The 21,184-nt window shown below is 51.7% G+C and carries 23 protein-coding genes; 8 read left to right on the forward strand and 15 right to left on the reverse strand.

The window, feature by feature from the left end:
• The first annotated feature begins 137 nt into the window (after window positions 1–137).
• A complete protein-coding gene (rlmB, locus tag F5I99_RS03135) occupies window positions 138–875 on the forward strand; it encodes a 23S rRNA (guanosine(2251)-2'-O)-methyltransferase RlmB (protein WP_151053607.1) in 738 nt (245 codons plus the stop codon).
• 56 nt (window positions 876–931) lie between these two features.
• Here the strand turns inward: rlmB and F5I99_RS03140 are convergent, their stop codons facing one another.
• The 12 genes from F5I99_RS03140 to aroQ all read right to left on the reverse strand — a co-directional run bounded on the left by F5I99_RS03140 (window position 932) and on the right by aroQ (window position 11,946).
• Window positions 932–2,116: an acetate/propionate family kinase gene (locus F5I99_RS03140; RefSeq protein WP_151053608.1), complete on the reverse strand. Its 1,185-nt coding sequence runs from the start codon at window positions 2,114–2,116 to the stop codon at window positions 932–934.
• A gap of 1 nt (window position 2,117) precedes the next feature.
• Window positions 2,118–3,083: a bifunctional enoyl-CoA hydratase/phosphate acetyltransferase gene (locus tag F5I99_RS03145; RefSeq protein ID WP_151053609.1), complete on the reverse strand. Its 966-nt coding sequence runs from the start codon at window positions 3,081–3,083 to the stop codon at window positions 2,118–2,120.
• Between the two features lie 81 nt (window positions 3,084–3,164).
• Window positions 3,165–3,536, reverse strand: coding sequence for a histidine triad nucleotide-binding protein (locus F5I99_RS03150; protein ID WP_225307630.1), 372 nt, complete (start codon window positions 3,534–3,536; stop codon window positions 3,165–3,167).
• Between the two features lie 17 nt (window positions 3,537–3,553).
• Window positions 3,554–4,840 carry a phosphoribosylamine--glycine ligase gene (gene purD / locus F5I99_RS03155; RefSeq protein ID WP_151053611.1) on the reverse strand — a complete coding sequence of 429 codons (1,287 nt, stop codon included), beginning with the start codon at window positions 4,838–4,840 and terminating at the stop codon, window positions 3,554–3,556.
• An 18-nt stretch (window positions 4,841–4,858) separates the two neighbouring features.
• Window positions 4,859–6,442, reverse strand: a complete 1,584-nt coding sequence (purH, locus tag F5I99_RS03160; RefSeq protein WP_151053612.1) for a bifunctional phosphoribosylaminoimidazolecarboxamide formyltransferase/IMP cyclohydrolase — start codon at window positions 6,440–6,442, stop codon at window positions 4,859–4,861.
• Window positions 6,443–6,474: 32 nt separating this feature from the next.
• Entirely contained in the window at window positions 6,475–6,753 is a 279-nt protein-coding gene (gene fis / locus F5I99_RS03165; protein WP_151058919.1) for a DNA-binding transcriptional regulator Fis, read from the reverse strand.
• A 24-nt stretch (window positions 6,754–6,777) separates the two neighbouring features.
• Entirely contained in the window at window positions 6,778–7,758 is a 981-nt protein-coding gene (gene dusB / locus F5I99_RS03170) for a tRNA dihydrouridine synthase DusB (RefSeq protein ID WP_151053613.1), read from the reverse strand.
• A 138-nt stretch (window positions 7,759–7,896) separates the two neighbouring features.
• Window positions 7,897–8,673, reverse strand: a complete 777-nt coding sequence (locus F5I99_RS03175; RefSeq protein WP_151053614.1) for a DUF3426 domain-containing protein — start codon at window positions 8,671–8,673, stop codon at window positions 7,897–7,899.
• Between the two features lie 6 nt (window positions 8,674–8,679).
• A complete protein-coding gene (prmA, locus tag F5I99_RS03180) occupies window positions 8,680–9,576 on the reverse strand; it encodes a 50S ribosomal protein L11 methyltransferase (protein ID WP_151053615.1) in 897 nt (298 codons plus the stop codon).
• 60 nt (window positions 9,577–9,636) lie between these two features.
• Window positions 9,637–10,977, reverse strand: a complete 1,341-nt coding sequence (accC, locus tag F5I99_RS03185) for an acetyl-CoA carboxylase biotin carboxylase subunit (RefSeq protein ID WP_151053616.1) — start codon at window positions 10,975–10,977, stop codon at window positions 9,637–9,639.
• Window positions 10,978–11,008: 31 nt separating this feature from the next.
• Window positions 11,009–11,464 carry an acetyl-CoA carboxylase biotin carboxyl carrier protein gene (accB, locus tag F5I99_RS03190; protein WP_151053617.1) on the reverse strand — a complete coding sequence of 152 codons (456 nt, stop codon included), beginning with the start codon at window positions 11,462–11,464 and terminating at the stop codon, window positions 11,009–11,011.
• A 41-nt stretch (window positions 11,465–11,505) separates the two neighbouring features.
• The gene (gene aroQ / locus F5I99_RS03195) at window positions 11,506–11,946 is read right to left on the reverse strand and encodes a type II 3-dehydroquinate dehydratase (protein WP_151053618.1); all 441 of its coding nucleotides are present in this window, start codon (window positions 11,944–11,946) and stop codon (window positions 11,506–11,508) included.
• Between the two features lie 253 nt (window positions 11,947–12,199).
• On the opposite strand from aroQ, the gene F5I99_RS03200 reads away from it, so the two are divergent.
• Complete coding sequence (locus F5I99_RS03200) at window positions 12,200–12,967, forward strand: ParA family protein (protein ID WP_151053619.1); 768 nt, start codon at window positions 12,200–12,202, stop codon at window positions 12,965–12,967.
• A 22-nt stretch (window positions 12,968–12,989) separates the two neighbouring features.
• Here the strand turns inward: F5I99_RS03200 and F5I99_RS03205 are convergent, their stop codons facing one another.
• Complete coding sequence (locus F5I99_RS03205; RefSeq protein ID WP_151053620.1) at window positions 12,990–13,550, reverse strand: hypoxanthine-guanine phosphoribosyltransferase; 561 nt, start codon at window positions 13,548–13,550, stop codon at window positions 12,990–12,992.
• Between the two features lie 203 nt (window positions 13,551–13,753).
• Here F5I99_RS03205 and upp point away from each other — a divergent pair, with 203 nt between their 5' ends.
• Both upp and F5I99_RS03215 read left to right on the forward strand, forming a co-directional pair.
• Window positions 13,754–14,380, forward strand: coding sequence for a uracil phosphoribosyltransferase (gene upp, locus F5I99_RS03210; protein WP_151053621.1), 627 nt, complete (start codon window positions 13,754–13,756; stop codon window positions 14,378–14,380).
• A gap of 98 nt (window positions 14,381–14,478) precedes the next feature.
• Window positions 14,479–15,786 (forward strand): uracil-xanthine permease family protein, encoded by a 1,308-nt coding sequence (locus tag F5I99_RS03215; protein WP_151053622.1) that lies wholly within the window; start codon window positions 14,479–14,481, stop codon window positions 15,784–15,786.
• Window positions 15,787–15,872: 86 nt separating this feature from the next.
• Here F5I99_RS03215 and ppa read toward each other — a convergent pair whose 3' ends face one another.
• Both ppa and F5I99_RS03225 read right to left on the reverse strand, forming a co-directional pair.
• Window positions 15,873–16,412: an inorganic diphosphatase gene (gene ppa / locus F5I99_RS03220; RefSeq protein WP_151053623.1), complete on the reverse strand. Its 540-nt coding sequence runs from the start codon at window positions 16,410–16,412 to the stop codon at window positions 15,873–15,875.
• A 109-nt stretch (window positions 16,413–16,521) separates the two neighbouring features.
• Complete coding sequence (locus tag F5I99_RS03225; RefSeq protein WP_151053624.1) at window positions 16,522–17,496, reverse strand: class 1 fructose-bisphosphatase; 975 nt, start codon at window positions 17,494–17,496, stop codon at window positions 16,522–16,524.
• 196 nt (window positions 17,497–17,692) lie between these two features.
• On the opposite strand from F5I99_RS03225, the gene mpl reads away from it, so the two are divergent.
• From mpl to F5I99_RS03245, 4 genes are read left to right on the forward strand one after another with little or no spacing between them, the layout of a single operon-like run.
• On the forward strand, window positions 17,693–19,063 hold the full coding sequence (mpl, locus tag F5I99_RS03230; RefSeq protein ID WP_151053625.1) for a UDP-N-acetylmuramate:L-alanyl-gamma-D-glutamyl-meso-diaminopimelate ligase: 1,371 nt from the start codon (window positions 17,693–17,695) through the stop codon (window positions 19,061–19,063).
• Window positions 19,056–19,679 (forward strand): flavin prenyltransferase UbiX, encoded by a 624-nt coding sequence (locus F5I99_RS03235; protein WP_151053626.1) that lies wholly within the window; start codon window positions 19,056–19,058, stop codon window positions 19,677–19,679. The genes mpl and F5I99_RS03235 overlap by 8 nt, the downstream gene beginning before the upstream one ends.
• Entirely contained in the window at window positions 19,676–20,362 is a 687-nt protein-coding gene (tsaB, locus tag F5I99_RS03240; RefSeq protein WP_151053627.1) for a tRNA (adenosine(37)-N6)-threonylcarbamoyltransferase complex dimerization subunit type 1 TsaB, read from the forward strand. The genes F5I99_RS03235 and tsaB overlap by 4 nt, the downstream gene beginning before the upstream one ends.
• Window positions 20,362–21,183 carry an undecaprenyl-diphosphate phosphatase gene (locus F5I99_RS03245; RefSeq protein WP_151053628.1) on the forward strand — a complete coding sequence of 274 codons (822 nt, stop codon included), beginning with the start codon at window positions 20,362–20,364 and terminating at the stop codon, window positions 21,181–21,183. Before tsaB ends, F5I99_RS03245 begins: the two co-directional genes overlap by 1 nt.
• Window position 21,184: the final 1 nt, after the last annotated feature.

Raw genomic sequence — 21,184 nt, forward strand, 5'->3', positions numbered from 1 at the left:
TTGGGCTTTCAGTATTGACGTTGGCAGCAGGCTTTTCAAGCTTGTGTTGCGGCAATATTCCTGGTTCCTTGCGACAACTGCAACCTAGGCACTAATTTCTGCTAAAATCGGTATTTATTTTCAAGGGTTGGGTTTTCATGTCCTCAGAGCGAGTGTTTGGGCTTCATGCCGTCAGTTCCGTGTTGCAGCGTGATCCGGTGCGGATCAAAGTTTTGTTTGTCCAAGAAGGCCGTGACGATGATCGCCTGAACCGTTTGTTGGAACAGGCCGAAGCTGCTGGTATTACCGTGCAGCGCAGTGCCCGGAAACGACTGGATGGAATGGTAGATGGGGTTCATCAGGGTGTAGTGGCGGACTGTAAAGCGATCAGCGCTGGTGATGAGTCTGATCTACAGAAGCTGCTTGCTCAACAGCTGGAAAATCCACTGTTTCTGATTCTGGATGGCGTCACTGATCCACACAACCTGGGTGCTTGTCTGCGTACGGCTGAGGCAGCGGGTGTGCTGGCGGTGATTGCACCGAAAGACAAATCAGCGCCGCTGAATGCTACCGTCAGTAAGGTGGCTTGTGGTGCTGCTGAGATTGTGCCTTACATACAGGTGACTAACCTGTCTCGCACCCTGCAGGCATTGCAGCAGGCTGGTGTATGGATCACGGGTACAGCTGGGGAAGCGCAGCAGACGCTATTTGAAGCCAATTTGAAAGGACCTGCTGCCCTGGTGATGGGTGCCGAGGGTAAAGGTCTGCGTCGTCTGACTCGGGAGCGTTGCGATCAACTGATCAAGATTCCCATGCTGGGTAGTATCAGCAGTCTGAATGTTTCGGTGGCGACAGGGGTGTGCTTGTTCGAGATAGTGCGTCAACGCAGTCTCTGAGCAATCTAAGAATTGGTCCGGCGTACGCCGGACCTGGCTAAGGTATGAGCGGAAACTTAGTTGATCTTACTGAGCGTATGCATGGCGATCATCATCTCTTCATCGGTAGGGATGACACGCAATGCCAGCGTTGAACTGTCGGTATTGATGATGAGGGCATTCTTTTGGTTGGCCTCGCTGTCAAGTTCTGCTCCGAGCCAGTTGCAGCGTTCAACAACTCGGCTACGTACATCAGCATCATTTTCACCAACACCACCGGTAAAGACGATCTGCTCTATGCCACCCATTGCCGCGGCAAGGCGTCCAGCTTCTTCAGCAATCCTCAGGCAAAACAGGTCGATAGCTTCCTCTGCATCTGGATGACCTGCCTTGTGTAGTTCCAGCATATCTGAGCTGATGCCACCGGATACACCAAACCAGCCGCTTTCTTTGTAAAGTAGCTTTTCAATGGCATCAACATCCATAGCATATTCGCGCATCAAATACAGAATGACACCTGGATCTATATTGCCGCATCGGCTGCCCATGGGTAAGCCTTCTACAGCAGTAAAGCCCATACTGGATGCCACAGATTTTTGATTACTGATAGCGCACATGCTGGCACCGGCACCCAGGTGACATACAACGGTTTTTAGCTGACTACTATCTGTTTGACGCAGTTGATGCAGAATAAACTCATAAGACAGCCCATGAAAGCCGTATTTGATCACGCCTTCGTTGGTTAAATGCTTAGGAATGGCATAGAGTCGTTCTAAGTGTGATTGGCTGGTATGAAACATGGTGTCAAAGCAGCCCACAGCGGGTAGCTCCGGCAGCAGATTCTTGATCGCTTCTATCAGCTTCAGGTTGTAAGGCTGATGCAGCGGAGCGAGTGGAATAAACTGCAACAGTTGACTGCTGACTTCATCGGTCATCAATACCGGTTTGCTGAAATCATTGCCACCGTGCACGATTCGGTGCCCCGTTGCGATCAACTCATGGCCTGGATACTGTTTCTGCAGCCAGTTTAGCACTTCATTGAGTGCCGCCTGATGACGCTGCTCCCGTCCACAGTCGCCCATATCCAGAGTACGAGTTTCCAGTGGTGCGCCCTGAGCATCAGTAGCACCAAAGCGCACGCCTTCACCTAGCAAGTTGCCGAGCTTAACTACACACAGATTTTCTAGGCCCTCCAGGCTAACCTTATAAAGGCCACATTTCAGACTGGACGATCCACCGTTAACGGTCAGCAGCGTTTTCATATCAGCTATCCTTTTCTGGATGGTGGACCATATGAGAAGCCATGGCACAGGAGGCCAGGCGTCCCAACGTGCCTTCTGCGCGGCTGGTCAGTATGATTGGCACTTTGGCACCCACGGCAAGCCCGGCAGATTTAGCGCCAGCCAGATAGATCAGCTGTTTGGCAATCATATTGGCGGATTCCAGATCAGGTGCCAGCAGAATATCAGCTTCGCCTGATACAGGGGACTCTATGTGTTTATCGATTGCTGCCTGCAGGGATATGGCGTTATCAAACGCCAGGGGGCCATCCAGAATTGCTCCGGTAATCTGGCCTCGATCAGCCATTTTGCACAACGCGGCGGCATCAATGGTGCTCTGCATGGCAGGTTTCACTTTTTCGACGGCGGCGAGAATAGCTACTTTGGGTTTGTGAATACCCAGTGAATGGCAGAAATTAATCGCGTTCTGAACGATATCGCGTTTTGTCAGCAGGTCAGGTGCTACGTTAATGGCGGCATCGGTGATAACCAGTGGCTTATGATAGTTCGGAATGTCGAACACCCAAACATGACTGAGACGACGTTCAGTGCGAATGCCTTTGGTTTTGTGGATAATAGCGGCAAGCAGTTCGGATGTGCCCAGACTGCCTTTCATCAGGGCAACGGCTTCTGCGCTACGAACCAGTCCACAAGCACGTTCAGCCGCTTCATGACTATGCTCGGTACTGACGATTTCGTAAGGGGAAAGATCAATGCCTTCAGCCTCGGCCGCCGCACGGATCTTGTGCTCTGGGCCGACCAGTAATGGCTCAATCAGGCCCTGCTCAGCCGCTTCTATAGCACCCATTAGACTGTTGTGATCAACCGGGTGGACAACGGCCGTGCGGATAGGGGTTGCCTGGCGTGCTTGCTCGATAAAAAATTCTAGCTGGTCATGGACTGGTGGGCGTTCTTTGCGCAAGTTGGCGGATGGGTTGTTCTCAGTCATTGTCTGACTCCTTGGTTAGTCACTGTGCGTCATAATAACAGACTTAAAGCTATTATGACGCACTGCAGCATAAGAGTCACTTCAGTTGTTAAGGTTAACTTTCAGCGTGTCCTGATAGGGTGGCCATCCCAGTGGTTTGCCGCCGAGAAGATGCAGATGAATATGATAGACTGTCTGCCCTGCATGGCTGTTGCAGTTAAACACGGTACGGTAGCCGTCTTCGGCAAAGCCCTGTTCGGCGGCCAGCTTTGCAGCGACCCATTGCAGGTGTCCAACCGTTTCACAGTCGGCTACTGTGATGTCATTGAGCGTGGCAATGTGCTTGCGCGGTATGATCAGGGCATGGAAGGGTGCCTGTGGATTGATATCCATAAAGGCTACGACCTTGTCATCCTGATAGACAATGTCTGCCGGAATTTCGTTGTTGACGATTTTACAAAATAAACAGTCCATCATCTTCTCCTGCAAGGTTAGTCCTGTTGCTCACGGGCTATGGCACGATAGCCGATGTCATGACGGTAGAAGGCATCTTGCCAGCGGACTTGATGTACCGTCTGATAGGCTCGTTGTTGCGCTTCACCAACAGTGTCTCCAAGGGCAGTAACGCAGAGCACTCGACCACCTGCCGTCACCACCTGATCACCTTTCAATGCGGTGCCAGCATGGAAAATTTTACAGTCACTGGCAGCATTTGCCGGCAGCTCAATTTCGTCACCTTTGCGATAGTCGCCCGGGTAGCCGCCAGCCGCCATCACAATACCCACGGCTGGGCGGTCATCCCACTCAGCGGTGACCTGATCAAGTCGCTGATCCAGCGCCGCCAGGCAGAGTTCGGCCAGGCTTGTTTTCAGGCGCATCATGATCGGTTGGGTTTCCGGATCACCAAAGCGACAATTGTATTCGATGACCTTGGGCTCGCCAGCTGGGCTGATCATCAAGCCTGCATAAAGAAAGCCCGTGTAAGGGTTGCCTTCAGCGGCCATGCCTTTAACAGTGGGCATAATCACCTCTCGCATAATGCGCTGGTGAATCTCTGCAGAAACCACCGGTGCCGGTGAATAAGCACCCATGCCGCCGGTATTGGGGCCGGTGTCAGCATCACCGACACGTTTGTGATCCTGGCTGGTGGCCATAGGCAAGACATGCTCACCATCGACCATAACGATAAAGGAGGCTTCTTCACCTTCCAGGAACTCTTCGATCACCACCCGGTGGCCAGCATCACCAAAAGCATTGCCTGCCAGCATGTCTTTGACGGCGGCTTCCGCTTCATCCTGAGTCATGGCGACGATGACTCCTTTGCCTGCCGCCAGTCCATCGGCTTTGATGACAATAGGTGCGCCCTGCTGGCGCAGGTAAGCCAGCGCAGGTTCCACTTCAGTAAAGTTGCCGTAGGTGCCTGTCGGAATATGCTGTCGCGCCAGGAAGTCTTTGGTGAAGGCCTTGGAGCCTTCCAGTTGAGCCGCGGCGGCACTGGGGCCGAAAATTTTCAACCCCTCGGCCAGGAACTGATCAACAACTCCAGCGACCAGCGGTGCTTCTGGTCCGACGATGGTCAGGTCCACCTGGTTGGCATGAGCAAAATCGATCAGACCTTGGGTATCCATGGCTTGCAGATCTACATTGCTAACTTTTGCTTCTGTGGCACTGCCTGCATTGCCAGGCGCTACAAAAACCTGCTGTACATTAGTGTCTTGGGCAACCGCCCAGGCCAGCGCATGTTCGCGCCCGCCTGAACCTATAATTAATACCTTCATTTTGTCTCCTGACCCGGATTAATGACGGAAATGACGCATGCCGGTGAAGACCATCGCCATGCCATGTTCATTGGCAGCATCGATCACTTCCTGATCACGCATAGAGCCACCCGGTTGTATCACGGCGGTAATGCCTGCATCTGCGGCAGAGTCTATACCATCGCGGAAAGGGAAAAAGGCATCTGACGCCATGACTGAGCCTTTGACTTCGAGTCCTTCATCGGCTGCTTTGATGGCGGCGATGCGGGCTGAATAAACACGGCTCATCTGGCCAGCACCTATACCGATGGTTTGTCCGTCCCGAGCATAGACGATGGCATTGGATTTGACGAATTTAGCCACTTCCCAGCAGAACAGCAGATCACGGATTTCCTGCTCGGAGGGTTGACGTTCAGTGACAATTTTCAGTTGCGATACATCAATCATGCCGATATCACGATCCTGAATCAGCAGGCCACCGTTGACACGCTTGTAGTCTAAGGCCGCACTGCGTTGCTCACTCCATTCACCACACTCAAGCAAGCGAACATTCGGCTTGGCGGCGACTATGTCTGAGGCTTCTGCACTGACTTTCGGGGCAATGATAACTTCGACAAACTGGCGATCCACAATGGCCTGCGCCGTTTTACCATCCAGTTCGCGGTTAAAGGCGATGATGCCGCCAAAAGCTGACGTCGGGTCGGTCTGGAAGGCACGGTTATAGGCTTCCAGCAGATTGTCACCGATCGCCACACCACAGGGGTTGGCATGTTTGACAATGACGCACGCTGGCTCGCGGAAGGGTTTGACGCACTCCAGTGCGGCATCTGTGTCGGCCACATTATTGTAAGATAGAGCTTTACCCTGTACCTGACGCGCTGTAGCAACCGAAGGTTCAGCCGGGTTGGCCTCGACATAGAAGGCCGCTTTCTGATGCGGGTTTTCACCGTAACGCATCTCTTGTGCCTTGATGAACTGGGTGTTGAAGGTGCGCGGAAAACTGGCGGGTTCCAGCTCGTCACCTTCAATGACGGTGCCCAGGTAGTTGGCGATCATGCCATCGTAAGCGGCGGTGTGCTCGAAGGCTTTGATGGCGAGATCGAAGCGAGTGGCGTGGGTCAGGCCTTGAGAGGCATCCAGTTCGTGAATGATACTGTCATAGTCATCTGCATTAACAACTATGGCGACGTCCTTGTGGTTTTTAGCTGCCGAACGCACCATGGTTGGACCACCAATGTCGATATTCTCTATCGCCATGGCCAGATCGCAATCCGGGCGGGCTATGGTTTCGGCAAAGGGGTAGAGGTTCACGACAACCATATCGATCGGTGCGATGGCATGCTCGGCCATGATGGCATCGTCCTGACCACGACGTCCCAAAATGCCACCGTGAATTTTTGGATGCAGGGTTTTGACACGCCCATCCATCATTTCCGGAAAGCCGGTGTGATCAGACACTTCAATGGCTGGGATTTGATGTTCACGCAGCAGTTTGAAGGTGCCGCCAGTGGACAGAATTTCTACGCCTCTATCGCTGAGCGCTTTGGCGAATTCGGTAATACCAGTTTTATCGGATACGCTGATCAGCGCACGGCGAACTTGGGTGACAGGGAGCTGTGACATAAGTTATTCAGACCAGATTGTGAGTTCGGAAATTACAGGAGACCGTACTGTTTCAGTTTCTTTCGCAGGGTGCCGCGGTTCAGACCGAGCAACTCAGAGGCTTTGGTCTGATTGTCTTTAGTATAGTTCATCACACTTTCAAATAGTGGTGCTTCAATTTCTGACAGCACCATTTGATACACATCAGTAACCGGCTGTCCGTCAAGCTGCTTGAAGTAGCTGGTCATGGACTGGTGCACATTGTCACGAAGTGTCTGAGGCGGTGTTGTCTGCTGTGTGAGAGCGGCGTTTTTCACAACTTTGTTATCCATTGCGTTCATAAGCTTATCCTGATGTCAGGCAGCAGTGCGACACTGGGTCGCTAAAAACTCGGCCAAGGCACTGCTCTGGAGTTCTGCTGATTCGATTGTATTAAAATGCTTCCGAAAAGCCTGTCCCTGCTCGAAGTGTTGCATGTACCAGCCAATATGCTTGCGGGAAATTTTCACACCCAGTAGCTCACCATAAAACAGGTGTAGTTCCTGCAGATGTTGCTGCATGATCTGACTGATTTCATTCAGGCTGGCTGATGGCAGTATCTGCTCGGTTTGCAGATAATGATTAATCTCCCTAAACAGCCAAGGGCGGCCCTGAGCAGCACGTCCGATCATAACGGCATCGGCGCCTGTTTCATCCAGTACCTGTTTGGCTTTCTTTGGAGAGTTAATGTCACCATTGGCAAACAGGGGGATCTCAATGACGTCGCGAATACGCATGATTGTGTCGTACTCAGCGTCACCGCGATAACCATCAGCACGCGTCCGGCCATGTACTGCCAGTGCTTGAATGCCTATAGCCTGAGCCATCCTGGCCAGTTCAACTGCATTGCGGCTGTCGTGGCACCAGCCTGTGCGCATTTTCAGCGTCACCGGCAGGTCGACTGCTTTGACTACAGCCTCCAGAATCTCCTTCACCAGTTCAGGTTCACGCATCAGCGCAGAACCTGCGGCCCGGTTACAAACCTTCTTCGCTGGGCATCCCATATTGATATCAATAATCTGAGCACCACGCGCTGCATTCATCCGGGCAGCTTCAGCCATCATGACAGGGTCTGCTCCGGCAATTTGAACAGAGCGAGGTGTAATTTCACCGGTATGGTCCAGACGATAGGCTGATTTGCGGGTTTTCCAGAAAGTCGTATCGGATATGACCATTTCGGATACAGTCATGCCTGCGCCCAGCCGACGACACAGCTGTCGAAAGGGCCGATCAGTAATCCCTGCCATGGGAGCCAGGATCACCTTGCTGTTGATACTGTAGGGGCCGATCCGGAACATGCAATACCTTAATGGGGTCAGAAAACATCCGACACTAGTGTGCCGTAACAGGGTAGTTTCTCGGAAGGGGGACAATGATACCCCTTAAGTGCGGGTGCTCCAAGTCGAATCTGATGATTTTTTGATCTGTTGGGTGCTTCAGTGAGTTGCAGACGGTAACCAATCCAGTTCATAACCCAGATGGCCAGGTGCAGGGCGCTGCAGTAGCAGGCGAACTGCTTGCCGTTGTCCTGGCTGCAGTTGGGTTGTATCGCTGTTGCCAAGGTAGGCATCTGGTTGAAAATCAGTGGCCGCAATTATGCGGCCACTGGCATCGGTAAATTGCAATCGCATGATGGGCAGTGGCACGGGTAGAGGGCTGGTGTTGACCAGTCCGGTTAGTACTTCCAGAGTATCAGACTGTTCAGCCTGGCTGCGTACCAGCAAATGTGAGGTTTGCAACCATAGCAGGCTTTGATAGCTGGGTAGCGCACAGTCTAGCTGATCACAAAGTGCGATATAGACTGGGACCAGTAGTGGCTTCTGAGCCAGGTTCGCACGCTCGAACCAGAGATATTGTCCCGCCAGTAACACTAGTGCCAGAAATGAACCGACAATAGACCATGTCGGTGCGGATGCAGAACGGGGGGGTGCCGGACTCAGTTCCGGTGGGTCTGGCTGCATCTGTCGAAGCAGTGTCAGAGGGTCAGTTTTGGGCTTTGGAGTATCTGGTTGTATTTTCTGTGTGTCAGGGTGGCTGGATGCTTTGGGCTTGGCTGTTGAAGGAGCGGTCTCGGTCTTGGAAGGTGAGTTGACTGCCCGAAATACTGTCAGACACTGACCACATCGGACCCGTCCATCGGCAACTTTTAGTTGTCCTTGAGTAACATTGTAGCGTGTCTGGCAGGACGGGCATTGTGCAACCAGTTTCTTCATAACAGGTTACCGGCGTATGGCTGTAATGCGGATCCAGTTGTCTTTCTCAACTGGATCATCGACGATGAAACTATCGGCATAGGCAGCCTGAATTTCGCTGGCCTGGTGCTGTAACAGCCCTGACAAAAGCAGTTTACCACCTGGTTTGAGTAGCGCCGCAAAAACTGGTTCGAGCTGAACCAGAGGACCCGCCAGTATATTGGCAATTAGCAGGTCGGTCTGTAGCTGCGGAACCTGTTCAGGTAGGTAGGCCGTCAGTTTGCTATCTGGAAGCTGGTTTCGCGACAGGTTGTCACGGGTAGCGGTCAGCGCCTGTTGATCGATATCGACAGCGACAACAGATTCTGCGCCCAGCAGTAGTGCGGCGATACCCAGGATGCCCGAGCCGCAGCCGTAATCTGTCACCTGGAGTCCCTCTAGCGTTTGAGCATCCAGCCATTCAAGACACAGTGCGGTGGTTGGGTGGGTGCCTGTGCCGAAAGCAAGTCCAGGATCCAGCAGCAGGTTTACTGCAGTTGGATCAGGCACATCGCGCCAACTGGGGCAAACCCATAAGCGCTGACCGAAGCGCATTGGGTGGTAGGTATCCATCCAGGCGCGCTCCCAGTCCTTGTCTTCAAGGATTTCGGCACTTACTTGTGGGGTGGGTTGATCATCCGCCAGACGTGCGTCCAGCTCTGTACGAATGAAAGCCAGGGTAGATGGCAAATCATGCTCGGCGGAAAACAGACCGGTCACTACGGTGGACTGCCATAGTGGCGTGGTTCCCAGGTCGGGTTCAAAAATCGGGTTGTCTTCAGCATCTTGAAAGGTTACGGCGGCACAACCGGCTTCCAGCAGCAGGTCTTCAAATAGTTCGGCTTGCTCGGGCGGGGTGGGGATGGTAATTTGCAACCATGACATAGCGTAGGTTCCTGAAACAAAAGCCCGCAATAGCGGGCTTTTAGAAGAGTTGACCGGACTTTACAGTCCGAGCTTTTTCTCCAAGTAATGAATGTTTACGCCACCCTTAGCAAAGTTGGCATCGCGGACAATTTCCATGTGCAGCGGGATATTGGTACGTATTCCATCAATCATGGTTTCATCCAGTGCGTTCTGCATGCGTTTCAGCGCGATTGCACGGTCTTCCCCGTAGCTGATCAGCTTGGCGATCAATGAATCGTAGTGAGGCGGCACGGTGTAGCCGTCATACAGGTGAGAATCAACACGGATGCCATTGCCGCCCGGTGCATGGAAATGCGAAATTTTACCTGGGCAGGGCAAGAAGGTTTTCGGATCCTCTGCATTGATACGGCATTCGAATGCATGCCCGCGAAGCTGAATATCTTCCTGTGTGAAAGATAACGGCATGCCGGAGGCAATTTTCAATTGCTCCTTGACGATATCGATACCGGTTACCATCTCCGTCACCGGGTGCTCTACCTGAACGCGGGTATTCATTTCGATGAAATAGAAATTGCCATCTTCGTAGAGGAACTCAAAGGTTCCTGCACCTCGGTAGCCAATGTGCAAACAAGCATCAACGCAGGACTTAAAGACCTTTTGACGGGCTTGTTCATCGATCATTGGCGCGGGGGCTTCTTCGACAACCTTTTGGTGGCGACGCTGCATGGAGCAGTCACGGTCATACAGATGTACCGCGTTGCCCTGTCCATCGGCGAGCACCTGGATTTCCACATGGCGTGGGTTTTCCAGAAATTTTTCCATATACAGGGTGTCATCACCAAAGGCCGCACCGGCTTCAGAGCGGGTTACGTGGATGGCGTTCAGCAGGCTGGCCTCTGAATGAACCACTCGCATTCCGCGCCCACCGCCACCGGCAGCCGCTTTGACAATCACCGGATAGCCAATACGTTCGGCGATCGCGTAAAGTTCGGTGCTGTCATCAGGGAGTGGGCCGTCAGATCCTGGTACGGTGGGTACGCCGGCCTTTTTCATCGCCGCAATGGCGGATACCTTGTCGCCCATCAGGCGGATCACTTCGGCCGTCGGGCCTATAAAGGTAAAGCCTGAGCGCTCTACCTGCTCAGCAAAGGCGGCGCTTTCGGCCAGAAAACCATACCCGGGGTGAATGCCGATACTATCAGTCACTTCGGCTGCACTGATCAGTGCAGGAATGTTCAGGTAGCTTTTGTTGGAGGGCGCAGGACCAATGCAAACGGCTTCATCAGCCAGTCGTACATGCATCAGGTCCCGGTCAGGCTGCGAATGCACAGCAACGGTGCGAATACCCAGCTCCTTGCATGCCCGCAGAATACGTAGTGCTATTTCACCACGGTTTGCAATCAGCACTTTATCCAGCATCTTGAAAAGATCCTTGCGTCAGTATAGTTGATCAGACAATTGTAAACAGGGGCTGATCATACTCAACCGGCTGTCCGTCTTCGACCAGTATGGCTTCGATGACACCGGCCTTGTCGGATTCAATCTGGTTCATCATCTTCATCGCTTCAACGATGCAGATCACATCACCCACTTTGATGGATTTGCCGATTTCAGCAAACGCCGGTGAGCTGGGTGAGGGGGCTGAGTAGAAAGTGCCGACCATCGGCGAGCGAACCACGTGGCCTCGTGGAGTGGCTTCTGCAGCCTTCTCTGACTCTGCGGCGACTGGCTGTGCCATTGGCTGGGGTTGCTGTTGATAAACCGGCGCTTGCTGATAAACCGGGGCTGAGGTGACTGTGGCGCCACGGCTTATGCGAACAGACTCTTCGCCTTCTTTGATTTCAATTTCGTTAATGTTTGATTCTTCAAGTAGCTCAATGAGCTTTTTAACTTTACGAATATCCATTCTGTTTCGCTTCTCTGGTTGGGAGTGACGGTAAAAATCAGTTAAGGCTTTAGGCTGTTAAGTGCAGCTTGAAGCGCAAATCGGTACCCATCTGTGCCAAGTCCGCAAATAACCCCTTTTGCCAAGTCCGACAGATAGGAATGATGCCGGAAAGGCTCTCGGGCGTGAACATTGGACAGGTGTATTTCAATAAACGGAATCGCAACGCCAGCTAATGCATCCCGAAGTGCAACGCTGGTATGCGTATAGGCTGCCGGGTTGATCAGGATAAAGTCTATTTGCTCATCACGGGCCTGGTGTATACGCTCAATTAACGCATGCTCAGCATTACTCTGAAAGCAATGCAATTCAGCACCCAGTTGTTGTGCTTCAAGGGTTAAAGCACTTTCAATATCCTGAAGGCGCTGACTTCCGTATAGGTGCGGTTCACGAGTGCCGAGCAGGTTTAGATTGGGGCCGTTAATAAGCAGTAATTTAACCATAAGCAGGCAGTATTCTGTCCCGATGCGATAAAAGTCGTAGTTTGCCTGAAATTAGACAGTGTGTCTATTTTGTTCGGACTGAATTGTCTGTTAGCTGCCAGTTAGCCGAAGTTAAGCACATTTAGCTAGGCAGGTGTAACAATAGGTTCACTCTGAGACTTTCAGACCGTTGACCACTAAGGGCTATTCGTAGCATAGTGCCATAGATTTTTCAGGGCAGAAGCAGAAAGCGTTTCGCATCGGAGTATAGGCTATGATTCGTGTGGTATTTAATCAGAAAGGTGGCGTAGGTAAGTCCAGTATTACGGTCAACCTGGCGGCTATCAGTGCATTCAAGGGGTTGAGGACACTGGTGATTGACCTGGATCCTCAGTGTAATTCAACACATTACCTGCTCGGTGATGACTCCAACTTACCCCAGACTGATGTGCGCGATTTTTTTGAGCAGACCTTGTCCTTTCAGCTTAAGCCACATCCGCCGATGAATTATGTGCATGAAACACCCTTTGAGAATCTCTGGCTGTTGCCGTCCAACCCCGATTTGACCGATCTGCAGTCAAAGTTGGAAAGTAAGCACAAAATTTATAAATTACGCGATGCCTTGGTCGAGCTGTGTGCAAGCTTTGATGCTATCTATATAGATACACCGCCCGCATTCAATTTTTTTACTCTGTCTGCTCTGGCTGGCGCTGAACGCTGCTTGATTCCGTTCGATTGCGATGAGTTTGCCCGGCAGGCACTATACAGTTTGCTGAATAATATTGACGAAACCCGCGCTGATCATAATGCGGCGTTAACGGTGGAGGGGATAGTGGTCAATCAGTTTCAGCCACGGGCATCCTTGCCGCAACGTATGGTGAAAGAGTTAGAAAATGAAACTGTTCCAGTCATGCGTTCACGCATTTCTTCATCAGTAAAGATGAAAGAATCGCATAATGCGGCCAGTCCATTGATTTATATGGCACCTGCGCATAAATTGACACAAGAGTTTCTGGCGCTTTATGAAGAGTTGCATTGCTGAGCTTGAGTTGTTTGTGCCTTTGTTATAACCCTTTGACGGCAAAGATGCCGGGGGCGTTTCGCCAGTAGCCTTTGTAATCCATACCGTAACCGAAGATGTAGCGATCTTCAATTTCCAGGCCGGTAAATTCGGCCTTCAGTCCAGGCTGGGCCTTGCGGTCATGGCGTTTGTCGATTAATACCGCCGCGTACACGGCGCTGGCACCTTCGCGTCGGCAGTGATCCATGATTTCAACCAGGGTGTGGCCTTCATCCAAAATGTCATCAACAATCAGTACCGGGCGGCCACGAAACGCGGACATGGGAGGGACTTTCCATTCAAGGGAGTGACCTGACGTGGTATTACGGTAACGTGTGGCATGCAAATAGCTGGCTTCAAGAGGAAAATTCAACCGAGTTAGCAGTTGCCCGGTTATCACTAGCCCACCATTCATTACGCAGAAAACTACTGGGTTCTGCTCACTCAGCGAGGCGCTGATCGCCTCGGCCATATGGTTGATGGCCTGGTCCACTTGTTCACTACTAAACAGCAGATCGGCTTCCTGATAGATCTGTTTGATTTCGTCCAATTCAACCTGTGTCATGCATTTGGCTCTTTTGTGTCGGATAAAAACCCTGGAACATTCCGGGTCAATAAACGCAGAACAATACTGTTCTGATCAGCAAAGGGCAACCGTCTTTATAGAAGATAAAACTAAATTGATTGAAATGCGTCGGTATTTCCCTAAGAATTGCAGGCATTGAATTGCCCTTGGCAGGATTAACTGAAAAGATTGAGGAGTTTGGCATGAGTCTGCATGAAATTAAGCATCCATTGGTACAGCATAAACTGGGATTAATGCGGTCGGTTGATAAAAGTACTCGTGGGTTCAGGCAGTTGGCTGCTGAGGTGGGTTGTCTGCTGACTTACGAGGCTACCAAAGATCTGGAGTTGGAGTCCTACGAAATAGAGGGTTGGAATGGTCCGGTTACAGTGCAGCGCATCAAGGGGAAAAAAATCACTGTAGTGCCGATTTTGCGTGCAGGTCTGGGTATGCTGGATGGCGTGTTGGAGCTGGTGCCCAGTGCCAAAATCTCTGTGGTCGGAGTATACCGCAATGAAGAGACTCTGGAACCGGTTACCTATTTTGAAAAACTGGCGAGTGATATCGATTCACGTATGGCGTTGATAGTGGATCCGATGCTGGCAACGGGTGGTTCTATGATTGCCACTATCGACATGCTCAAAAACGCCGGTTGCAGCAGTATACGTGCACTGGTGTTGGTGGCTGCACCTGAAGGTATCAAAAAGGTCACCGCAGCACATCCGGATGTGGATATCTTTACCGCGTCTATAGATTCTCATCTGAATGAGCAGGGCTATATCATCCCTGGACTGGGTGATGCCGGTGATAAGATTTTTGGTACTCGATAAGGTGCTCCAGCTTGGCAGTGGCGCAAAGTCATCGGCTTGTTGCTTGCGAGAGCTGAGCCAGGGTTGTCTGAACATTCTATTATATAAAGGAGTCAATGATGCGTGAATCTACAGCGGGTACAGACAAGCCTTTTCACTGGCGCACCGCACTGGCAGGCTCGCAAATGCTGTTTGTGGCATTTGGCGCGTTGGTGCTGATGCCGTTATTGACTGGCCTGGATCCAAGTGTAGCGCTGTTTACCGCAGGTATTGGTACCTTGCTTTTCCATCTCATTACTGGCGCCAGTGTACCGATCTTTCTGGCATCTTCTTTTGTGTTTATTGCGCCGGTGGTTTTTTCGGTACAACACTGGGGAGTGCCGGCGACTATGGGCGCATTGTTTGCGGCCGGTGTTGCCTATATGTGTTTGGCTGCGCTGGTACGTATTAAAGGTGTTGGCTTTTTGCACCGCCTTTTGCCGCCCGTGGTTACAGGGCCGGTGATTATGATTATCGGTCTGGGTCTGGCGCCCATTGCTGTCAATATGGCGATGGGTAAGGCGGGTGATGGTTCATTTGAAATCTATCCTTATCAGGATGCCATGATCGTAGCGATGGCTGCATTGGTGACAACCGGAGCTGTAGCTGTATTTGCACAGGGTATATTCCGCCTGTTGCCGATACTCTGTGGGGTGGTGGTGGGTTATATTGCGGCCTGGATAATGGGGATGGTGGATCTTGCCGCTGTGCGGGATGCGCCGCTGCTGGCTATGCCTGGGTTCATCATGCCGGAGTTTCACTTGCAGGCTATACTCTTCATGATTCCCGTTGCTATCGCCCCGGCTATCGAGCATGTGGGCGATATGATCGCAATCGGTAATGTGACGGGTAAAGATTACGTCAAAAAACCGGGTCTGCATCGTACGCTCTTTGGTGATGGTGTGGCGACATCGGCGGCAGCACTGTTTGGTGGCCCACCGAATACGACTTACTCAGAAGTGACCGGGGCGGTAATGCTGACTCGGGCGTTTAACCCGGTAATTATGATCTGGGCTGCCTGTTTTGCTATATTGCTGGCATTTGTGGCCAAATTTGGCATGCTGTTGCAAACCATACCAACCCCTGTCATGGGCGGCATCTTGATTCTGCTGTTTGGATCTATCGCGGCGGTGGGGATGAACACACTGATCAAGGCGCGCGTGGATATGGCCGAGCAGCGTAATCTGGTGATAGTGGCAACCGTATTGGTGTTTGGTATTGGTGGTATGGCGTTAGGTGATGGGGACATGAGCCTGAAAGGCGTTAGCCTCTGCGGCATTGTTGCCATCCTGCTGAATCTGATTCTGCCAGCCAGTCGTCAGGACGATGATGATCTGCATGTGGAGCAGGAAGTGGTTGAAGATCTGGTTAAACACGCCCGGGACTAATACTTGATAGCTCCCCCTCCCCTCTCTCCAGCAAGTCAGTGCCATGCACTGCTATGGGAGGAGGGAGGTGGTGCTAGGATTCAGGTTTATTTTTTAGCGTCTGCTTCGTAAGCGGCAACAGAGTCCATAATGGCCTGGCGTGCGGCTTCGGCATTTGACCAGCCTTCAACCTTGACCCATTTGCCGACTTCCAGCTTTTTGTAGTTTTCGAAAAAGTGTGCAATACGGTCTTTGGTCAGCTGTGGCAGGTCTTCGACATCCTGAATGTCGCCGTAGGCTTTAGAAAGTTTTTCGTGTGGTACGGCCACCAGTTTGGCATCTTCACCGGCTTCATCAGTCATGTTGAGAATGCCAACAGGGCGGCAGCGAATAACAGAGCCAACAACAACGGGATAAGGCGTGATTACCAGAACGTCCAATGCGTCACCATCATCGGCCAGCGTGTGGTTGATGTAGCCATAGTTGGCTGGGTAAAACATTGGTGCGGCCATAAAACGGTCAACAAACACGGCGTCAGAGTCTTTGTCTATTTCGTATTTAACCGGCGAGCTCTCAGCCGGGATCTCGATGACGACGTAAATATCATTTGGCAGGTCTTTGCCTGAAGGTACGTTTACAAAACTCATGAGTAGGTTCCTGTAATAACAGTTGAAAAATAATTCCGGCTAATCAGCGTATTTTAAAGACTGAGCTGCCCGCTCGCTATACGACTTAGGGTCAGTCAGTCCTGTGCCTTTACTCAGGTTTCTGATGGTATTCGACTAGTGCCTTGACCTCTTCGCGTGATCCCAGTGCTACAGAGACGCGCTGATGTATGTGTTCAGGCTGAATTTCCATGATGCGCTGGTAGCAGGTGCTGGATACACCACCGGCCTGTTCAATCAGCATGCTCATCGGATTGCCTTCGTACATCAGGCGAAGCTTGCCGGGTTTTTTCGGATCGCGGGAATCCCATGGATAGGTAAACAGACCACCACGGGTCAAAATACGATGAACTTCAGCCACCATCGAGGCGATCCAGCGCATGTTGTAGTTCTGAGCACGGGGGCCTTCGGTACCTGCCAGAAGATCATCAATATAGTTGCGCATGGCGGGTTCCCAGAAGCGCTGATTGGACATGTTAATGGCAAACTCAGCGGTTGTTTCCGGTACTGTTACATCCTCTTGTGTTAGCAGGAAGTCACCGGTGTGTGCCAGGGTAAACATGTTGACACCGTCGCCGGTTGTCAGTGACAGAACCGCATGAGGCCCGTAAAGAACATATCCGGCCGCCAGCTGTTGAGTGCCGGGCTGTAAAAACAGCGAATCGGAGTCTTCATGTTCACCCGCTGGTACTTCCAGTACTGAAAAAATAGTGCCGACAGATACGTTAATATCTATATTGGATGATCCATCCAGCGGGTCAAAAGTGACAAGAAAGCGTCCTTCAGGGTTGCCGAAGACCGCATGATCTTCCTCTTCAGAGGCGACACCACGAACTAAGGGATTGTCCAAAAGAACTTTTTTCAAAATTTCGTTGGAGATGATGTCGAGTTTTTTCTGGGTTTCACCCTGAATATTGGTGTTGTCTGATATGCCCAGTACGCCCGCCAGCTCTCCTTCACGCAGTTGCAATGCAATTTCCTTGCAGGCCAGCATTAGGGTGTCAATGAGTTCAACGAGTTCAGTATCGATTTTTTTGTGCTTAAGAAAGTTGCTCAGCAGTTGCATGGCGTGCTCGGTCCCCAGCATGGTTTACAGGCAGATGTTTGTGTGTTCCTTACAATAGCGTCGATTGTACGCGAAAAAACGCACAAATGCATAATAGTGTCTAGTTAAAAAAGACCATGCTGCGTTTGCGTAAGGGATAAACAGCTTTAGGTAAAACTGTTATGATCTGGGACGTTTTTCTGAGGACGGGTTAAAGGTGCATATACATATTCTTGGTATCTGCGGAACCTTCATGGGGTCGCTGGCTATACTGGCACGGGAGGCGGGTCACCGGGTGACCGGTTCGGATCAAAATGTCTATCCGCCAATGAGTACGCAATTAGAAATGCAAGGTATTGAATTGATTCAGGGATATGACCCTGTTCAACTGAAACCTGCACCGGATCTGGTCATTGTCGGCAATGCCATGTCGCGCGGTAACCCCTGTGTGGAGTACATGCTGGAACAGGGGCTGCCTTATACTTCTGGACCGCAGTGGTTGCATGATCATCTGCTTCCCGGCCGCTGGGTGTTGGCGGTTGCCGGAACACATGGTAAAACGACGACAGCAACTATGCTGGCCTGGATACTGGATCAGGCCGGTATGGCGCCAGGCTTTTTGATTGGTGGTGTCCCGCAGGGCTTTGATTGTTCTGCACGACTGGGTAGTACGCCATTTTTTGTGATTGAAGCTGACGAATACGATACAGCTTTTTTTGATAAGCGTTCCAAATTTGTTCATTATCAACCACGTACATTGATTATGAATAACCTGGAATACGATCATGCCGATATTTTTCCGGATCTGGCCGCGATCCAGCGACAGTTTCATCACCTGAATCGCTTGGTGCCGGGTAATGGCCTGTTGATCCGTCCGGCTGATGTGCCTGCACTGGATGAGGTGGTTGCTATGGGCTGTTGGAGTGAGCGGCAACTCACGGGGCTGCATGGGCAAACCGAGTGGTCGGCACATTTGTTGCAATCGGATGGTAGTCATTTTGCTGTATACCATCAGGGGGTAAAGCTAGGTGAAGTTAATTGGTCATTGAGTGGTGATCACAACGTCATGAATGGCCTGAATGCGTTGGTGGCGGCACGTCATGTCGGAGTGCTGCCCTCTCAGGCTATACAGGCGCTGAGTGAGTTTTCCGGCGTCAAACGGCGTATGGAGCTGCTTGGGCAGGTCGGTGGCGTGAGTGTGTATGATGATTTTGCTCACCATCCCACTGCTATTGCAACTACCCTGGCAGGGCTGCGTGCTCAGATCGGTGATGCGCCGCTGGTAGCGGTTATTGAGCCTCGCTCCAATACCATGCGTCTGGGCTCACATAGCGACAGGCTAATGGCATCCACTGAACAGGCTGACCAGGTATACTGGTATCAGCCTCCAGCGATGGACTGGTCCCTTGAGTCACTTGCCGCTGACTGTCCGGTGCCCTCGGAAGTTTGCGATGATATAGATCAACTGGTTGAGAAACTGGTGCGGCAGGCTCGACCAGGCATGCATCTGGTGATCATGTCCAATGGCGGCTTTGGTGGTATTCATGCTAAACTTTTGAGCGCTCTTAAGGAGCAGCCGTATGACTGATGCGTTTAAAGGACGGGTAACGCTGGCCCTGACTGGAGCCTCCGGTGCGCAGTATGGTTTGCGGCTGTTGCAATGTCTGTTGCAGGCTGACTATCAAGTGTTGATGATGGTTTCCAAAGCGGCTCAGGTGGTTGTTGCAACCGAAACTGATATCAATCTACCCGGTACGCCTGACGCTCAGCAGGCTTTTTTGTCAGTACACTATCAAGCACAACCGGGCCAGTTGCGAGTGTTTGGTCGTGAGCAGTGGCTGGCGCCTGTAGCTTCGGGCTCAGGTGCACCGTCTGCTATGGTGGTTTGTCCCTGCAGTACCGGCAGCTTGTCGGCTATAGCAACGGGCGCCAGTAATAATTTAATTGAGCGGGCCGCCGATGTCGCTCTGAAAGAGCGGCGGCAACTGATTCTGGTGCCTCGCGAGGCACCCTATTCCACTATTCATTTGGAGCATATGCTGAAACTATCTCAGCAGGGGGTTGTGATTCTGCCGGCTTCGCCCGGTTTTTATCATCGACCAGACAGTGTTGAAGCTATGATCGACTTTGTAGTCGCTCGTATTCTGAATCAATTGGGCATTGAGCAGGCGTTGCTGCCGCGCTGGGGAGAAACGCTTTTATGACACGAATACTGGCTCTGGACACCTCAACAGATGCGTGTTCTGTGGCGCTAATGGACGGGCAATCGGTGCGCGAGGATTTTCGCATCGAGCCGCGTCGGCATACGCACCTGTTGCTGCCCATGGTGGATGCACTACTGGCTGAATCAGGAATACGCGTCCAGGATCTTGATGCGATTGCCTTCGGGCGGGGCCCCGGCTCTTTTGCGGGTATCCGTATCGCGACGGGTGCTGCGCAAGGTCTGGCTTTGGCCGCTGACTTACCCCTGATTCCTGTTTCAACACTCAGTGCACTGGCGTTGGACGCAACAGATCGTTACCCTGAGGCTATCGTATTGGCGGCACTGGACGCACGTATGGATGAAGTTTACTGGTCGGTCTGTGCTCGTAAAGGTGATGGTATTCAAGTGCTGCAAGCTGAGGCCGTGTCACCTCCGTCAGTGATACGGCTTAATGAGTTCGAGCAGACTTTGGTTGCTGTGGGGAGTGGTTTGCGTTATCTACAGCAAATGCACTCCGCAAGCATTAAGCAGTTCCAAACAGTGGACAGTGAATGCTATCCTCACGCCGCCAGTATGTTGAGACTGGCGGCGATAGACTTGCAGGCAGGTAGTACTCTGGCTCCAGAGGATGCACAGCCTGTTTACCTCAGAGATCAAGTTGCCTGGAAAAAGAGGGATCAATAATGCCTATTAGTGAATGGATTCAGGTTGCCGTACTGGCTTTAATACAGGGTTTGTCAGAGTTCCTGCCGATTTCCAGTTCTGCGCATCTGATCCTGCCGGCTCAATTACTTAATTGGGAAGACCAGGGGTTAGCATTTGATGTCGGTGTGCATTTAGGTACGCTGTGTGCGGTGCTGGTGTATTTTCGCCATGATCTGGCGCGAATGTTCTTCGCCTGGGTGGAGTCTATCCAGGGGCGCCATAGTGCGGACGGGACTTTAAGTTGGTTGGTTATTCTCGCTACGATACCGGCGGTGATTGCCGGATTCTTGTTTGTCGGCTGGGTTGAAACCTGGGGTCGCTCAATACTGGTGATTGCAGCGACAACCTTGCTGTTTGCTGCGGTAATGGGATGGGCTGATATGCAGCGTAAAGAGCAGCGTGATATAGGTCATCTGAAAGTCAGGGATGCTATCTGGATAGGTCTGGCACAGGCCGTGGCGTTGATCCCGGGTACTTCGCGTTCCGGAGCGACGATTACCGCTGCTCTGATGCTCGGTTTTGATCGCGCCTCAGCTGCACGCTTTTCATTCTTGCTTTCTATACCCGTGACGATCGGGGCTTGTGTGATGATGGCCACCCGAATTACGTCAGGTCAGAGTATTCTGCCATTGGAGATGCTGTTTACCGGTGCGGTAATTGCCGCAATCAGTGCCTGGACATGTATCCATCTGTTTCTGAAGTGGATAGCCCGTATAGGTATGATGCCTTTTGTGATCTATAGGCTGGTGCTTGGCGTCGTGTTGCTATTAGTTTATTTTAACTTGCCCGAGCTGGCTTAGA

It is taken from the genome of Nitrincola iocasae (genome assembly GCF_008727795.1).
Lineage (GTDB): Bacteria > Pseudomonadota > Gammaproteobacteria > Pseudomonadales > Balneatricaceae > Nitrincola > Nitrincola iocasae.

Excerpts from the sequence above, each read along its gene's own strand:
- ppa (WP_151053623.1), bottom strand. The coding sequence starts at position 16,412 with ATGAGTTTTGTAAACGTACCTTCAGGCAAAGACCTGCCAAATGATATT.
- purD (WP_151053611.1), bottom strand. The coding sequence starts at position 4,840 with ATGAAGGTATTAATTATAGGTTCAGGCGGGCGCGAACATGCGCTGGCC.
- fis (WP_151058919.1), bottom strand. The coding sequence starts at position 6,753 with ATGGATAACAAAGTTGTGAAAAACGCCGCTCTCACACAGCAGACAACA.
- prmA (WP_151053615.1), bottom strand. The coding sequence starts at position 9,576 with ATGTCATGGTTGCAAATTACCATCCCCACCCCGCCCGAGCAAGCCGAA.
- dusB (WP_151053613.1), bottom strand. The coding sequence starts at position 7,758 with ATGTTCCGGATCGGCCCCTACAGTATCAACAGCAAGGTGATCCTGGCT.
- upp (WP_151053621.1), top strand. The coding sequence starts at position 13,754 with ATGAGTCTGCATGAAATTAAGCATCCATTGGTACAGCATAAACTGGGA.
- rlmB (WP_151053607.1), top strand. The coding sequence starts at position 138 with ATGTCCTCAGAGCGAGTGTTTGGGCTTCATGCCGTCAGTTCCGTGTTG.
- F5I99_RS03145 (WP_151053609.1), bottom strand. The coding sequence starts at position 3,083 with ATGACTGAGAACAACCCATCCGCCAACTTGCGCAAAGAACGCCCACCA.
- accC (WP_151053616.1), bottom strand. The coding sequence starts at position 10,977 with ATGCTGGATAAAGTGCTGATTGCAAACCGTGGTGAAATAGCACTACGT.
- accB (WP_151053617.1), bottom strand. The coding sequence starts at position 11,464 with ATGGATATTCGTAAAGTTAAAAAGCTCATTGAGCTACTTGAAGAATCA.
- purH (WP_151053612.1), bottom strand. The coding sequence starts at position 6,442 with ATGTCACAGCTCCCTGTCACCCAAGTTCGCCGTGCGCTGATCAGCGTA.
- F5I99_RS03175 (WP_151053614.1), bottom strand. The coding sequence starts at position 8,673 with ATGAAGAAACTGGTTGCACAATGCCCGTCCTGCCAGACACGCTACAAT.
- F5I99_RS03205 (WP_151053620.1), bottom strand. The coding sequence starts at position 13,550 with ATGACACAGGTTGAATTGGACGAAATCAAACAGATCTATCAGGAAGCC.
- aroQ (WP_151053618.1), bottom strand. The coding sequence starts at position 11,946 with ATGGTTAAATTACTGCTTATTAACGGCCCCAATCTAAACCTGCTCGGC.
- tsaB (WP_151053627.1), top strand. The coding sequence starts at position 19,676 with ATGACACGAATACTGGCTCTGGACACCTCAACAGATGCGTGTTCTGTG.
- F5I99_RS03235 (WP_151053626.1), top strand. The coding sequence starts at position 19,056 with ATGACTGATGCGTTTAAAGGACGGGTAACGCTGGCCCTGACTGGAGCC.
- F5I99_RS03245 (WP_151053628.1), top strand. The coding sequence starts at position 20,362 with ATGCCTATTAGTGAATGGATTCAGGTTGCCGTACTGGCTTTAATACAG.
- F5I99_RS03200 (WP_151053619.1), top strand. The coding sequence starts at position 12,200 with ATGATTCGTGTGGTATTTAATCAGAAAGGTGGCGTAGGTAAGTCCAGT.
- F5I99_RS03150 (WP_225307630.1), bottom strand. The coding sequence starts at position 3,536 with ATGGACTGTTTATTTTGTAAAATCGTCAACAACGAAATTCCGGCAGAC.
- F5I99_RS03140 (WP_151053608.1), bottom strand. The coding sequence starts at position 2,116 with ATGAAAACGCTGCTGACCGTTAACGGTGGATCGTCCAGTCTGAAATGT.
- F5I99_RS03225 (WP_151053624.1), bottom strand. The coding sequence starts at position 17,496 with ATGCAACTGCTGAGCAACTTTCTTAAGCACAAAAAAATCGATACTGAA.
- F5I99_RS03215 (WP_151053622.1), top strand. The coding sequence starts at position 14,479 with ATGCGTGAATCTACAGCGGGTACAGACAAGCCTTTTCACTGGCGCACC.